Here is a 14,127-nt window from a genome sequence, read left to right as displayed (position 1 = left end):
CCCTTATTTTTGTGTTGCAGCGTTAGCAGCAGCTGGCTTAGCCGTTGCCGGACTCACCACTTTGACCAGATCGCCATCATTGAGGAAACCGGCGCCGCTGACTACCACGGTCTGGCCTGCCTGCAAGCCAGACAGCACTTCCACCATTTCGCCTTGTGGCTGGCTGACCCGGCGTCCGGTCTGCAGCTTCACTTGCGTGACTTTGCCATCGCTATTCAGACGGAAGACATAACTAAAGCCATCCCTGACCACGATGGCCTGCTGCGGTATCGTCAGCCCGGCAGAATGACCGAGCAGGAATTCGCCTTTGGCATACATGCCGGGTTTGAAGGCAGCGACTGCCTTGGACTCTTTAGTGTCCTTAGCGTCCTTAGTTTCCTTAGGCGGCAGCAAGTCGACATACACCAGACCATTGCGGGTTTGCGCATCCAGGACTGGCGCTACCATACGCACCTTGCCTTTCCATTGCGCACCGCCGGGTGCGGTCACGATGGCTTCGCTGCCATTGCTGATACGCGCCATTTCTGCTGCCGTCAGTTCGGCGCGCCATTCCAGCCGTCCCTGCCGTATCATGCGGAACAGTTCCGCGCCGCTCTGCACCACCGCGCCAAATGTCGCAGGACGGGCGCTGATCACACCGGCATCGGGAGCCAACACACGGGTATGTTTCATCCTGAGCTGTTGTGCCGCCAGTGCTGCTTTAGTTGCATCCAGTCTGGCTTTGGCGGTCGCTTCGGCACTCAGATACTGACCGATTTGCTGGGCACTGAGTGCACCTGTGTTTTGCAGATTGCGTGCACGTTCGGCATTGGCCTGTGCCTCAGCCAGATTGGCTGCCGCTTCTGCCACGCTGGCCTGAGCAGCTGCCAGATCGGTCTGCACCGTCTCACTGACAAAGCTGGCCAGTAACTGGCCGCGCTGAACCACATCACCAATATTGACGTGCAATTCCTGTATGCGTAAGCCATTTGCTTCCGAACCGATGATGGCTTCCTGCCAGGCCTGCACATTGCCATTGGCCGCCAGCCGCAGCGGTATGTCTGCAATGGTAGGCTGGGTGGTAGTCACGGTCAGCGCAGGCTTGAGTTTGCTGTTGCTTGCGGCGTTGCTACTGGCCTGCGCCGACGCACTGCTGTCAGCAGCCATAGACAGGCTGTAACTACCTAATGCGGCCAGTAAGACCAATACCGAAGAAGTCGCCCAAAACGAGGGACGAAGCGCAGTACGTGAAGAAAAATGCTGTGAAATTTGAGTAAACATAGTCATCTGCTTTCTTAAGCAAGCGGGGATTATTGTGAATTCTGTGCGGAGGTAGCGGAGGTAGCGGAGCCAGCGGACATAACCGCTGCGGCAGGTAATGCTGCCTGCGTGCTCCAGCCACAACCGGCGGCGCGGTACAGCGCGATCCAGGCACGGCGACGTTCGGATTGCAGCGTGCTTTCATTGAGCTCGGCCGCAAACGCGCTGCGGCGTGCGTCTTCCAGATCAAACAGACTGGCCATGCCTTGCTGATAACGGCTCGCTGTCTGCGCTGCATGCGCTGCATAGGAACGTGCTGCCAGTGCGGCATCCTGTTGTCTGGCTTCAGCACTGCGCAGATTCACCAGTGCTTCCTCCACCTCGCGTACTGCCTGCCGCACTTTAGCCTGGTAGTTGCTGGCACTGGCCAGATAGCGTGCCTCAGCCGCATCGACGTTTGCCGCCAGACGGCCACCGTTGAACAAAGGCAGAGTCAGATTGACAGGACCCAACGACCAGCTTGGGCCAGTCAGTTCTGTGGCACCGCTGTCGAGTCTGGCGCGGCCGACAAAACCAGTCAGCGTCAGACGTGGATAACGCTGGGCCTGAGCCGCTGAAATTTCCGCGTAAGCCGCAGTCATCTCCTGTTCCGCTGCATACACATCGGGCCGCTGATTCAACACGCTGGCCGGCAGGCTGCTGATGCCGACCGGCTGCCAGACTGACTGGGCGGCTGCTTGCTGTAAAAGCGTCGCGACTTCGGTTTCTGGTAAGCCAGTCAGCGCCACCAGCGCCTTACGCTCCACTTCGCAGGCCGCCTGCTGTTGCAAGCTACGGTTATTGCCCTCGGCAGCAGCCGCCTGAGACAGCACCAATTGGTTTTGCGAAGCCACACCGGCTTTCACGCTGAGCGCCGTTACCCTTGCGGTTTCCTGCCTGGACTCACTGTCTTTACGGGTCAACGCCAGTGTCAGTTGGCATTGGCGTGCATTCACGTATTGTGTGGCCGTTTCCGCAGCGACCGAGATTCTGGCGTCATGCCACAAAGCGCGACTCGCATCGAGGCTGGCCTGACTGGCATCGCGACTTGCGCGGCCAGCGCCAAACACATCTATTTCCCAGGAAGTCTGCACACCGGCTTGTCCCGAATTGCTGACCGGCATGCCGGGCTGACTGCGTGCACGGCTGGCACTGGCTGTCGCATCCAGCGTGGGCAACAAGGCTGCGCCACTGCTCACGCGCGCTGCACGTGCTGTTTCGATATTGGCCCAAGCCTGGGCAATGCCGGGACTGACTGCTTGCGCCGCTGAAATCAGTTGCAACAAGGCGGGATCACCCTGAGCCTGCCACCATTGCTGCAAGCTGGCGGCCTGCGTAGTTGGTGGCAGAGCCTGTAGCAAGGCCTGCTGCGTCTGCACAGACGTGGCCGCCAGTTGTTCAGCCGGCGCGCGCACTGTACTGCTGCAAGCGGTGCTCAACAGCAGTATAGGAATCAGACTGCATTTCGTATTCATGTTCAAGATTTCTCCATCTCAGATCCAAATCAATACTTACAATTCTTTGCGAGGCGCTTTACAAGCTATCAGGCAGTCTGGCGGCGACGCAGCTCGGCTTCACACATCGCCAGCGCAAAATCGATAATCCGCTGCACATACTGATCGATCGCGGGCTGGCTATTAATCAGGTCTGGCTGTATCGCTTCAATCACATCAAGATTGACGAACAGCGACAAGGCCAACCCGGATACCGAAAATGCAAGCCTTTGCACATCCGCATCCGGCTCTTGCAAGCCCAGATAACGGCTGATGCATTGCGCCAATCCCGCATGTGCGGGCTTGATCACAGTCTCAATTTCATCCTGCCACAGACCGGTAGGCTCCAGCATTTCGCGGCAATACAGCTTCATAAATAAAGCGGCTTTCTCGCCCTGCCTGAGCGCATCGGTGAAGCCGTGTACCAGCGCAGTCATGGAGGCGCGTAAATCATCGCCCTCAAACACTTCCGGTTTAATTTCCGGGTTGTAGCGCGGGTCACGGAAAACCGCACGGTACAAACCCATTTTGTCGCCAAAGTAATAACTGATCGCGGAAATATTTACCTCCGCTGTACGCGCAATTTCACGCGTGGAGGCTTTAGCAAATCCGTGATTCGCAAACAGCAGCAAACCGGCGTCTAACAAACGCAGGCGCGCTTCTGCACCATCTGTCCTGAGCCCGCGCTCCAACTTTTGCGCCTTGCTTGCAGGGTGAATGTTCTGTTGTTCTGGCTGAGACTGAGCGTCTTGAGATTTCATGGCTGGAACAGTGCCTTGATACAGCTGGCACAGTAAAGAAAGTGGGATACTAACACACAAATCAAACGTTTGATTGAACTAGGGAAGGCAGTAGGGTTATTGCTGGACTTCAGCTCCATAACAAATGAAAAAGCCAGCAGATCAACAAAGATCAACTGGCTTTCTTACTATGCCGGTTTCGCTTCAAGCGGCTTTAGTCAGGTAAGTTAGGCATGCAAGGCCTGATCTGCCACTAACACACCATCGGCGTCAGCGTAAATCCACTGTCCCGGCACGATGCGTACACCGGCTATCGTGATCGTGACTTCCGCTTCGCCCCCGCCTTTTTTGACACTGCGCACCGGCATTGCAGCCAGCGCACGTACGCCGATCTGGCAGGCATTGATTTCTGCGGTATCCCGAACACAGCCATGCACGATGATGCCAGCCCAGCCATTTTTTTCTGCCAGCACCGCCAGATTGCCGCCAACCAGTGCGCAGCGCAAACTGCCACCGCCGTCGATCACCAAGACCCGTCCCTGCCCGGCTGTTTCCAAGGTGCTGCGCACCATGCCATTATCTTCAAACAAACGCAGTGTGGCAGCCGGACCAGCGAACTGGGATTTGGCACCAAAGGATAGAAAGACAGGCGGTAATACACGCAAACTGCCCTTTGCCAGCAAGGGCTCGTGTGCATCACACAGATCGCAGGTCAGCAAAGAAGCAGAAGTTTCAGACATCGATATCCTCCAAGTAGGCATATAGAAAAGCCATCTGCTGCGGTTCAAATTCAGGCACTCACACTCGCATTGCGGGCACGGGTTCGGGCACCGACATTGACCGCTGTCAGGATAGCGAGCACCTGGAACACACAGACCAACACAAATACCAAGGCTGGCTGATGGCGGTCCATGATCGCACCAAACAACAGCGGCGAGCAAGCGAGGCCAGAGTCTAATCCTGAATACACAATGCCATACACGCGGCCTGTCGCGTTCTTGGGTGCGGCAGCGCGTATCATCAAATCGCGAGATGGGCCAGCCACGCCGGAGCCAAAACCTATCGCCGCCATCAAGACCACCGCCAGCCCGCTACCCGGCAAACCGGTAGCGAGGCACAGTGCAAACATACCAGCTGCGCCAAACGCCATTGCGATAGTGCGGTCATGATTTTTGGCTTTTGCCGCCAGCATCCCACCCCACAACATACCGCCAGCCGAAGCCAGCATATACAGGGTGTATGCACTGGTGGCCGTAGCCAGCGACATGCCATATAAATCACGCAGACTGGTGGCAGAAAAGTTTTGTATGCCACCGAGCCCCATAGCGATCAGAAAGAAAAAAGCAAAGCACATCCAGACCGCAGGTATCTTCAAAAAGTCCAGTGTACCTTCTGTCTGCGCGCTGTTTGCATTGAGTTTGCCACTGTCTGCTGCAGGATTCTTTACGACTTGATGAGTACGCAGTAAATCTCTATGCCAGACCAGCAGCGCCAGCACGGCTAATGGTAAGGCGGATGCACATAATAATGCCGTGCGCCAGTCACTGAACTGCGCAATCGAGACCAGAAAAACCGGTGCCGCTGCCCAGCCCAGATTACCGGTAATGCCGTGTACAGAAAACGCATAACCGAGACGGGCGGGCGTGACTTTTTGATTGAGCAAAGTGTAATCGGCCGGATGGAATACGCTATTGCCCACACCGGCCACCATCGCACCCAGCATTAAGAAGCCATAGCTGGGGGCCACCGATAACAGCAAGGCAGCCAGTGCCAGACAGCTGATACCAAAGAACAGCACCGCGCGGGCGCCGATACGGTCCACCACAAAACCCGATAAGGCCTGACCGATACCCGAGATGACAAAAAACACCGTCATCAGCAAACCCAGTTCGGCATACGATAGCTGAAACGCCTCTTTAATCCAGGGGAATAAAGGTGCCAGTATCATGTGAAAAAAATGCGAAATCCCATGCGCGACGCCGACCAGACTAATGATCAGTACATCGGTTTTGCCTGCAGCTGGCTGGGTTGCGGCGGGGGCATATCCTGCGTTAGCCATAAAAAACTCCCTTAAGTAGAAACTGGACTCAGTCTACGGAAATTCGCTGCGGCGGATTTAAGATAGAATGCCATTCTTTGTCGCAAACCCGCCAAATTGAATTTCATCATGCGCATCCCGCAACTGACCGAGTACCAGCCGCATCCGCCGGAACGCCACCCTACCCTCGCACGTCCTATCCGTTTGATTTCCAGAGATATGCAAAACGCGAGGAATCTGGAAGCGCATCAGCATGGCTGGGGCCAGCTGACCTATACCCCGCAAGGCATGCTGCAGGTACTGGCCGATGGCCAAATCTGGTTTGTGCCACCGATGCGCGCAGTCTGGATACCACCGGATATGATGCATGAAGTGCGCACGCTGGCCGACTCGCGTTTGCGCGTACTGCAGATACACAGGGATTGCCATCCTTTTCCGGGTGACAGTTGTGTAATCCTTGAAGTCTCAGGCTTGTTGCGCGAGCTGATCGCCGCCATTGCACAGTTTGATGCCGGGTGTGAACGCGAATCCAATTTGTTCAAGGTCATATTTGATGAATTGCGCGCCGCCACCCCGCTGCCTATCCATCTGCCCATGCCGCAGGATAAGCGCTTGAAAACCCTGTGTGAGCTGATGCTGAACCAGCCTGCCAATCAGGATAGCCTGGAACAACTGGCGCAGCACAGCGGCGCGTCAGCACGCACCCTGAGCCGCTTATTCGATAAAGAACTGGGAATGAGTTTTCGTCTGTGGCGCCAGCAAATGCGACTGGCGCGCGCCACGCCGCTGATCGCGTCTGGCATGCCGCTGTCACAGGTAGCGGCTGAGCTGGGCTATACCAGCCAGTCGGCGTTTTCTGCGATGTTCAGAAAAACCCTGGGCAGTTCACCGACCGCTTTTTTTAAACGCAAACCGGAACAGGCTGCCTGATGAGCGCGGCCATCATGGATTTGTTTGAAATACCACGGCCTTGCCATTTACCTTGAGCGTATAAACACCTGCCTGCTGTTCCAGCTCCACGGCACGGATACCTTCAGCCTGATACATGATTTTCTGATTGAGCAGCACAACACGGCCATCACGCAGTTCCAGCGTGTCTGTACTGCTACTGGCCTTGCCTTGCGTGCCAAAAATGGAAATGACTTCTTTTTTATTCTTGGAATAGGTGTAAGCATACTCCGGCATGCGATATGCATAATAAGCAACGACGCCAGCGATGAGCAGTAACAGTATACGGAACATAGTTATCAGGAAGATAGCCCTAAAATAGGGCTTACGCAAAAATGTCCCAGCAAGGCATGGCGACGCAGGCAGTACGCTTAGTACGACAAGGAGCCATAACGCAGCTGGGGCGGTTTGCGTAAGTCCTAAAAAAAAGGGTGATGCTGACGCACCACCCCAACTTGCTTAAACGTATTAAATCACACTTTCTCAAATACCAGCTCGCCATTTTCAACATCGACCAAAATAATATCTTTAGGGCCGAATTTTCCTTGCAATATCTCTTTAGACAGCAAGTTTTCTATCTGCTGCTGGATCGCGCGTTTCAGTGGTCTTGCACCATACACAGGATCGAAACCGGCCTCTGCGATTTTGAGTAAGGCGGCATCGCTGACCTGCAAGCCCATATCCATCTGCAGCAGGCGCTGCTCCAGGGTTTTGAGCTGTATCTTGGCAATCGCACCAATGTTTTTCGCATCCAGCGCATGGAACACCACGATTTCATCGATACGGTTGATGAATTCAGGACGGAAATGGGTTTTGACTTCGCCCATCACTGCGAGCTTAATCAACTCAGGATCGCTGCCTTCCATGGCCTGAATCTGATGTGAACCCAGATTCGAGGTCATGATGATCACCGTGTTTTTAAAGTCCACGGTTCTGCCCTGACCATCCGTCATGCGTCCGTCATCCAACACCTGCAACAAGACATTGAATACATCGTGATGCGCCTTCTCTACTTCATCGAGCAAAATCACGCTGTAAGGCTTACGGCGTACGGCTTCGGTCAGGTAACCACCTTCTTCATAGCCTACATAACCAGGTGGCGCACCGATCAGGCGTGCCACGCTGTGTTTTTCCATGAATTCGCTCATGTCGATGCGGATCAGCGAATCCTCAGTATCAAACAGGAAGCTGGCCAGCGCCTTGCATAATTCAGTTTTACCGACGCCGGTAGGCCCGAGGAACAGGAAAGAACCATACGGGCGGCCAGGATCACCCAGCCCGGCACGCGAACGGCGAATCGCATCGGATACCGCGACGATAGCCTCATGCTGCCCAACCACACGCTGATGCAAGGCATCTTCCATATGCAGCAGTTTTTCGCGCTCACCCTGCATCATGCGCGACACCGGGATGCCGGTCGCACGCGAGACGATCTCGGCGATTTCTTCTGCACCGACCTGAGTACGCAGCAACTTGTTTTTTGATCCCGGCTGCTGGCTGGCAGAAGCTGCATCAGCCTGCTTCAATTGTGCTTCGAGCTCAGGCAAACGGCCATACTGCAGCTCAGACATGGTTTGCCAGTCGCCCTTACGCTTGGCATCTTCCATTTGCAGGCGCAATTTCTCTATCTCTTCCTTGATATGGGTGCTGCCCTGCACGCTGGCTTTTTCTGCCTTCCAGATTTCTTCCAGATCCGCATATTCGCGAGACAGTTTTTCTATCTCTTCTTCAATCAGACCCAAGCGCTTATGCGAGGCCTCGTCTTTTTCACGTTTAACGGCTTCACGTTCTATCTTAAGCTGTATCAGGCGGCGGTCCAGCTTATCCATCACCTCGGGTTTAGAGTCGATTTCTATCTTGATCTTGGCAGCAGCTTCATCGATCAGATCAATCGCCTTATCCGGCAGAAAGCGGTCAGTGATGTAGCGATTGGATAATTCTGCCGCAGCCACGATGGCCGGATCGGTAATGTCCACGCCGTGATGGACTTCGTATTTTTCCTGCAAGCCGCGCAAAATCGCAATCGTCGCTTCGACCGTAGGCTCATCCACCATGATTTTCTGAAAACGACGCTCCAGTGCCGCGTCTTTTTCTATGTACTGACGATATTCATCGAGCGTGGTAGCACCAACGCAATGCAATTCACCGCGTGCCAGTGCAGGCTTGAGCATATTACCGGCATCCATCGCACCTTCCGCTTTACCGGCACCGACCATGGTGTGTAATTCGTCGATAAAGACGATGGTCTGACCTTCATCGAGTGCGATTTCTTTGAGTACGGCTTTCAGCCTCTCTTCAAACTCACCACGGTATTTAGCACCCGCCAGCAAGGCCGCCATATCGAGCGATAACACGCGCTTGGATTTCAGGCTGTCCGGTACTTCGCCATTCACAATACGCTGCGCCAGGCCTTCCACAATCGCGGTTTTACCCACGCCAGGCTCACCGATCAGCACAGGATTGTTCTTGCTGCGGCGCTGTAACACCTGAATCGCACGGCGGATTTCATCGTCGCGACCAATCACCGGGTCAAGCTTACCCAGACGGGCACGCTCAGTCAGATCCAGCGTGTATTTTTTCAAAGCTTCACGCTGCCCTTCTGCGTCCTGAGAATCAACATTGCCACCGCCACGCACCGCAGAAATCGCAGCTTCCAGCGATTTGCGGTTCAGTCCATGCTCGCGTGCCAGCTTACCGGCGTCTGATTTATCTTCGCTTAAAGCCAGCAAGATCATTTCACTGGCGAGGAATTGGTCACCGCGTTTCTGTGCTTCTTTATCGGCCATATTCAGCAAACCAGTCAGCTCGCGGCTGACCTGCACCTGGCCATCATTACCGGAAACCTTAGGCAGACGCTCGGCGGCGGCTTTGAGCGCGTTCTGCAAGGCATTCACATTGACACCGGCGCGCTGCAACAGCGAGCGGCTGCTGCCGTCATCCTGCTGTATTAAGGCCAGCAGCAAATGTAAGGGTTCGATATACGGATGATCATTGCCCACTGCCTGACTTTGTGCGTCAGCCAGGGCTTCCTGCAATTTGGTCGTGAGTTTGTCGAGACGCATGATGTGCTCCTGAATATTTGATTAACACCCAATTTGGGGCAGCAGTCCTGATTTCAAGCAGTCTGGAACCGAAACAAAACAGAAGTCTTGTTGTAGGTCAAAGCCGGATAGCTTAGGGCGCCATACAGAGTGGTAAGACATGGTGTAACGCAAATTTTCAGAGGGGAATAAAATACTTAACAGACAATATTTCTTTAAGGATACAATTTACAAAACAGCAGCCACCTGAATTGAAAGGAAGACGAATGCCCAGCGCGTCCCAGTTAGCAGAATTACGGTCTTTGAGTCAGTGCCTGTTACAGGAAAACGGAGACAGCGCAGACCGAATTCTGGAAATTGATCGCTTCCGACAAATACTGGACGAATTGTCTGAACTTGACTTATTGCCGGGCGGTGTGAATGCAATGCATGAGGGACGTCAGGAGTTAGCGCATGGCATTGCAATTTCACCGATACAGGCAGCGTTTTGCGCGCGTGAACCCTTGCGCAGCATCGCCTTCATGCGCGCCAGTCTGGCAGCACTGCAAGCCTGCCCAAGCCCGGTCAGCGGGCCGAAACGCATACTGTATGCGGGCTGCGGGCCATATGCCTTGCTGGTGCTGCCTATCCTGCTGACCCATAGCGCAGACCAGGTGCAGGTGGATTTGCTGGATGTCTCAGCCAGCTCGCTGGAATATGCGATGCAATTGCTGACAGGTCTGGGATTATCGGATCATGTGGGCTTACACCTGTGCGTGGATGCGACCCGTTACACCATACCGTCTGAGCGGCAACCGGATCTGATCATCAGTGAAACCATGAATGTCGCACTGAGTAAAGAACCGCAATTCGCCATCATGCGTCACCTGTGTCAGCAGGCACCTGCTGCACTGACCGTGCCGCAAGCAGTGCATATCGATCTGGGACTCGGACATTCACGCGAATTGCGTGAGCTTGGCCGGGTATTCAGCCTGGATCACGCCACCCTGCTCTCAACCAATCCCGAAGCGATGCGCGTAGCGGGAAACAGCCTGAGCCTGGCTGAAGTCAGCACTAAGGATCAGGCGTATTATCTGCTGACCCGCATCCAGGTGTTTGGTCCACACTGGCTCAGGGATCATGAAAGCAGCCTGAATTTGCCGCAGCGGCTGCGCCCGGCGCCAGGCGTGGGCGAGTTCCGCTTTCATTATGCGCTGGGGGCTTTGCCTCACATTGCTTTTACAGCTGTAGCGGAACAGGATGCGGTGACAGCAGAGGTGCAGCCCGGTTGAAGCCGCTAATCAGTCAAACGCCAGACCAGCCGCAAACTGGTTTAAAGCCCGCACCAGTGCTGCTGTAATTCCCGGCTCCATGGAAGAATGTCCGGCATCACCGATCACATGGAAAGCCGCTTCCGGCCAGGCCTGATGCAGGCGGTAGGCGGACACTGGCGGGCAAATCACATCGTAACGGCCTTGCACTATCACTGCCGGTAAATGACGGATCGCAGCGATGTTGCGGATTAAGGCATCATCTTCCATGAACGCGCCATTACGCATGTAGTGGGCTTCCAGCCTGCCTATACCCAGACTGACGGCGTCCGATTCAAAGCTGGCTATCGCTTCCGGCTGCGGTTTCAGGAACAGGCAGGAACCCTCATAACGACTCCAGTTACGCGCAGCCTCGGTGTAGACGGCAGGATCATCGCAGAACAGACGGCTGACATAGGCTTGCAATAAGTCGCCACGTTCCGCTTCAGGAATCGCGTTAGCAAATGCCGCATGAATTTCAGGGTAAAAGAATTTCATGCCATTCACAAACCACTCCACCTCGGCTTTGGTGCACAGGAAAATTCCGCGCAACACAAAGCCCAGGCAGCGCTCAGGATGGGCTTCGCCATAAGCCAGCGCCAGCGTTGAGCCCCAGGAACCGCCGAAAATCAGCCACTGTTCTATGCCCAGCATGACACGCAGTTTTTCTATGTCTTCAATCAGCAATTGCGTGGTGTTTTGGCGGTATTCACCGAGTGGTGTCGATTTGCCTGCGCCGCGCTGATCAAACAACACGATGCGGTAATGCGCAGGATCGAAGAAACGCCTTTGCAGCGGCGATGAACCCGCACCCGGGCCACCGTGCAAATACAAGACCGGCTGGCCGTTCGGATTGCCGCATTCTTCCCAATACAAAGTATGCAGATCATCGACGGCTAACATGCCGCTGCGATTCGGTTCTATCGGTGGGTACAGGGTGTTGTTGTCGTTCATAGTCAGACCTGAAGAGTGGCGTGAAAAATGCGCCCCATTATAAACGGCAAACTCCATGTGTAGCATCGACAGACGGGCTAAGTTCCACTACCATTTACCCTCCCAGCTCAGACGCCACTGACGACTGCTGGCTTGCGTCGTTTGCTCACTCCAGCGGCGCTCAGTCAGCTGAAAATAATCTGCACTGCGCTGATCCTGCTGCAGCAAATTATTCACGCTAAGCCGCCACTGGCTATGCGCCTGCGCGCTGAAACTCAAATACGCATCGAGATGGCGCCGTGGCCCGCTCAGCGACAGCATGCCGGCTGTGTCGCGATAACGCTCGCTGGATTGATAGGCAGCATCAACACCCATTTTCCATGCCGGGCTGATCGTGTAATCCAAGCCCAGCTTGGCACTCAGACGCGCCTGCTCCGGCAGCCGGTTATCCGGCCCTGTGACTGCCGATAAGCGTGACCAGTTATACGCCAGACTGCTTCTGAGCCTGATTGCCGGACTGTTTTCCCAAAATTCTTTCAAGGCAAACCTGCCTTCCAGCTCCAGCCCGTCGATCACCGCCTTACCATGATTCTGCGTCTGGCTTTCCCATATACCCTGCTGCAGACTCAGATGTTCCAGCATTAAATCCTGTACCCATTTGCGATAGAAGCTCACACTGATTTGACTATCCTCACCCAATGCGCGCTCATAGCCCAGATCCAGCCCCCATGCGCGTTCTGGGCGCAAGCCGGGATTACCCAACTGGTCAGGATTAAACGGATTATTGTTATTATCGACGCGGAAGCGGCGTGGTATCAGCTTCGCCAGCGCTGGCTGTTTGAGCGTGCGATTAACTGCCAGGCGCCACTGGGTTTGCGCATCGGCTTTCCACAAGGTTTGCAGCACCGGACTCCAGACTGCATTTTGCTGACGGATATCAAACTGCCCGGCTTCTTCGCTGTGTGCGACGAACTGCTCCCAACGTAAGCCCAGATAGGCAGACAGTTGTGCATGCAGGGTCCATTCATCCTGGATATAGCCCGCCAGCTTACGCATGCTGGCGTCATAGCGATGTGCCGATTGCTGAGGCTGGCCGAGCGAAGGCGTATCCCATTCATCGCGGCTTTCTTCGCGTTGTGCCAGGCTGCTATCCCAGCCCAGACTGAGCACATGCTGCTCCGAATACGGTGCCAGATATTTGCCAGCCCAGCGCCAGCTGTTTTCTTTGGCATCGGCAAACACCACGCGCTGCTCGCTGAGTCCAGCCGCAGGATTGCTACCCCAAAAGCGAAAGCGCGAATCACGTGCGAAATGATTCCAGCCCCATTGCATGCTGAGTTTAGCGCTGTCGTTCAGGCGCTGTTCCCATTGTAATTCCTGACGTGCAGTCAGAATATGCGCGGCCCAGATGCTGTGATTCAGCGGAAACTCTGAAGTCAGAGGCATACCCGCGCCAGCCTGCTCACTTTCCTGCTTCGTATTTTCCGGTCTGGCGTAATTCAAGAATAATTGCCAACGCCACTGTCGCTGCTGATCTGGCTGCCATTGCAGCGAGGGCGTCAGTGTGATGCTGTCACGCCGGTTGTGCTGCTGCAGTTGCAGACGGCTGTCTGTGCTGTTCTGCCAAAATGCCTGATTGCCGTTCTGCGTCTGGTTCTGCACCAGCTGCTGGCTGTACTGATTTTGCTCCACGCTACTGCTATCGAGCTGTAAAGCCAGCAAATAGCGCCAGTCCGGTGCGGACGCTAAGGCGCCGCCACTTTGTACGGAGAATTGCGACCCCAGCCTGCCATCCTGCAGTGAGGAAGAAGCACGCCATTCGGATTCTGCGGTCGCTTTTTTTTGTCTGAGTTTGATATGGATGCTGCCCGCCATACTGCTTGCAGTCAGATCAGCCCCGGCGACCCGGACAATTTCTATGCTCTCGACCAGCTCAGGCGCAATGCTGTCAAGCTGAAATCCGGCAGGCATTTCCTGACCATTCACCAGGATCTGGGTATAGCCATTGCCGAGTCCGCGCAGGCGCAACTCCGGCTGTTTGCCCTTGCCTTCAGCGATGGTGATGCCGGGCTGACGCCTGAGCACATCCAGCAATTGATGATCACCGTAACGGACAATTTCTTCGTGCGGAATCAGCACTTTGGCCGCCGTGTCATCGCGGCCAGAGCGCGCTGCGGCGCTGGCTTTGAGCTCGACTTGTTGTACGGTTTGCTGCGCATAGGCAGTCTGACCTGGCCCAGCGAAGCACAGTGTCAGCCCAAGCGCAGGCAGCATAAACAGTGTGCGGTAAGCGCCATAATGCGTAGCATTGGGAAGCAGATAAATAGTCGGATATGGCATGATTTTTCAGAAAAAAGTGCGCAACAG

11 protein-coding genes are annotated in these 14,127 nt (G+C 55.0%); 2 read left to right on the top strand and 9 right to left on the bottom strand.

What is annotated here, in order from left to right; all coding sequences use genetic code 11:
* Window positions 1-3 precede the first annotated feature (3 nt).
* The 5 genes from H8K43_RS00515 to H8K43_RS00495 all read right to left on the bottom strand — a co-directional run bounded on the left by H8K43_RS00515 (window position 4) and on the right by H8K43_RS00495 (window position 5,570).
* Window positions 4-1,260 (bottom strand): efflux RND transporter periplasmic adaptor subunit, encoded by a 1,257-nt coding sequence (locus H8K43_RS00515; RefSeq protein ID WP_230403602.1) that lies wholly within the window; start codon window positions 1,258-1,260, stop codon window positions 4-6.
* A gap of 29 nt (window positions 1,261-1,289) precedes the next feature.
* Window positions 1,290-2,753, bottom strand: coding sequence for an efflux transporter outer membrane subunit (locus H8K43_RS00510; RefSeq protein ID WP_230403601.1), 1,464 nt, complete (start codon window positions 2,751-2,753; stop codon window positions 1,290-1,292).
* A 68-nt stretch (window positions 2,754-2,821) separates the two neighbouring features.
* Complete coding sequence (locus tag H8K43_RS00505; RefSeq protein ID WP_186902047.1) at window positions 2,822-3,532, bottom strand: CerR family C-terminal domain-containing protein; 711 nt, start codon at window positions 3,530-3,532, stop codon at window positions 2,822-2,824.
* 206 nt (window positions 3,533-3,738) lie between these two features.
* Window positions 3,739-4,251 (bottom strand): ribonuclease E activity regulator RraA, encoded by a 513-nt coding sequence (gene rraA, locus H8K43_RS00500; protein ID WP_186902046.1) that lies wholly within the window; start codon window positions 4,249-4,251, stop codon window positions 3,739-3,741.
* Between the two features lie 50 nt (window positions 4,252-4,301).
* Window positions 4,302-5,570 carry an MFS transporter gene (locus H8K43_RS00495; RefSeq protein WP_186902045.1) on the bottom strand — a complete coding sequence of 423 codons (1,269 nt, stop codon included), beginning with the start codon at window positions 5,568-5,570 and terminating at the stop codon, window positions 4,302-4,304.
* Between the two features lie 108 nt (window positions 5,571-5,678).
* On the opposite strand from H8K43_RS00495, the gene H8K43_RS00490 reads away from it, so the two are divergent.
* Window positions 5,679-6,479: an AraC family transcriptional regulator gene (locus H8K43_RS00490; protein ID WP_186902044.1), complete on the top strand. Its 801-nt coding sequence runs from the start codon at window positions 5,679-5,681 to the stop codon at window positions 6,477-6,479.
* 12 nt (window positions 6,480-6,491) lie between these two features.
* Here the strand turns inward: H8K43_RS00490 and H8K43_RS00485 are convergent, their stop codons facing one another.
* Together H8K43_RS00485 and clpB are read right to left on the bottom strand one after the other, a co-directional pair.
* On the bottom strand, window positions 6,492-6,791 hold the full coding sequence (locus tag H8K43_RS00485; RefSeq protein WP_186902043.1) for a hypothetical protein: 300 nt from the start codon (window positions 6,789-6,791) through the stop codon (window positions 6,492-6,494).
* Between the two features lie 179 nt (window positions 6,792-6,970).
* The gene (gene clpB, locus H8K43_RS00480) at window positions 6,971-9,559 is read right to left on the bottom strand and encodes an ATP-dependent chaperone ClpB (protein ID WP_186902042.1); all 2,589 of its coding nucleotides are present in this window, start codon (window positions 9,557-9,559) and stop codon (window positions 6,971-6,973) included.
* A 245-nt stretch (window positions 9,560-9,804) separates the two neighbouring features.
* Here clpB and H8K43_RS00475 point away from each other — a divergent pair, with 245 nt between their 5' ends.
* Window positions 9,805-10,809, top strand: a complete 1,005-nt coding sequence (locus tag H8K43_RS00475) for an SAM-dependent methyltransferase (RefSeq protein ID WP_186902041.1) — start codon at window positions 9,805-9,807, stop codon at window positions 10,807-10,809.
* Between the two features lie 9 nt (window positions 10,810-10,818).
* Here H8K43_RS00475 and pip read toward each other — a convergent pair whose 3' ends face one another.
* Window positions 10,819-11,781, bottom strand: a complete 963-nt coding sequence (pip, locus tag H8K43_RS00470) for a prolyl aminopeptidase (RefSeq protein WP_186902040.1) — start codon at window positions 11,779-11,781, stop codon at window positions 10,819-10,821.
* 87 nt (window positions 11,782-11,868) lie between these two features.
* Window positions 11,869-14,100, bottom strand: a complete 2,232-nt coding sequence (locus tag H8K43_RS00465) for a TonB-dependent receptor plug domain-containing protein (RefSeq protein WP_186902039.1) — start codon at window positions 14,098-14,100, stop codon at window positions 11,869-11,871.
* Window positions 14,101-14,127 lie beyond the last annotated feature (27 nt).

It is taken from the genome of Cognatundibacterium curvum (genome assembly GCF_014284235.1).
In the GTDB taxonomy this organism is placed as follows: domain Bacteria; phylum Pseudomonadota; class Gammaproteobacteria; order Burkholderiales; family Burkholderiaceae_D; genus Undibacterium; species Undibacterium curvum.
This window is presented reverse-complemented; position numbering and strand designations above follow the sequence as displayed.

Coding starts and splice junctions, on each gene's coding strand:
- clpB (WP_186902042.1), bottom strand. CDS start 9,559: ATGCGTCTCGACAAACTCACGACCAAATTGCAGGAAGCCCTGGCTGAC.
- H8K43_RS00490 (WP_186902044.1), top strand. CDS start 5,679: ATGCGCATCCCGCAACTGACCGAGTACCAGCCGCATCCGCCGGAACGC.
- H8K43_RS00505 (WP_186902047.1), bottom strand. CDS start 3,532: ATGAAATCTCAAGACGCTCAGTCTCAGCCAGAACAACAGAACATTCAC.
- pip (WP_186902040.1), bottom strand. CDS start 11,781: ATGAACGACAACAACACCCTGTACCCACCGATAGAACCGAATCGCAGC.
- H8K43_RS00510 (WP_230403601.1), bottom strand. CDS start 2,753: ATGAATACGAAATGCAGTCTGATTCCTATACTGCTGTTGAGCACCGCT.
- H8K43_RS00465 (WP_186902039.1), bottom strand. CDS start 14,100: ATGCCATATCCGACTATTTATCTGCTTCCCAATGCTACGCATTATGGC.
- H8K43_RS00485 (WP_186902043.1), bottom strand. CDS start 6,791: ATGTTCCGTATACTGTTACTGCTCATCGCTGGCGTCGTTGCTTATTAT.
- H8K43_RS00495 (WP_186902045.1), bottom strand. CDS start 5,570: ATGGCTAACGCAGGATATGCCCCCGCCGCAACCCAGCCAGCTGCAGGC.
- H8K43_RS00475 (WP_186902041.1), top strand. CDS start 9,805: ATGCCCAGCGCGTCCCAGTTAGCAGAATTACGGTCTTTGAGTCAGTGC.
- H8K43_RS00515 (WP_230403602.1), bottom strand. CDS start 1,260: ATGTTTACTCAAATTTCACAGCATTTTTCTTCACGTACTGCGCTTCGT.
- rraA (WP_186902046.1), bottom strand. CDS start 4,251: ATGTCTGAAACTTCTGCTTCTTTGCTGACCTGCGATCTGTGTGATGCA.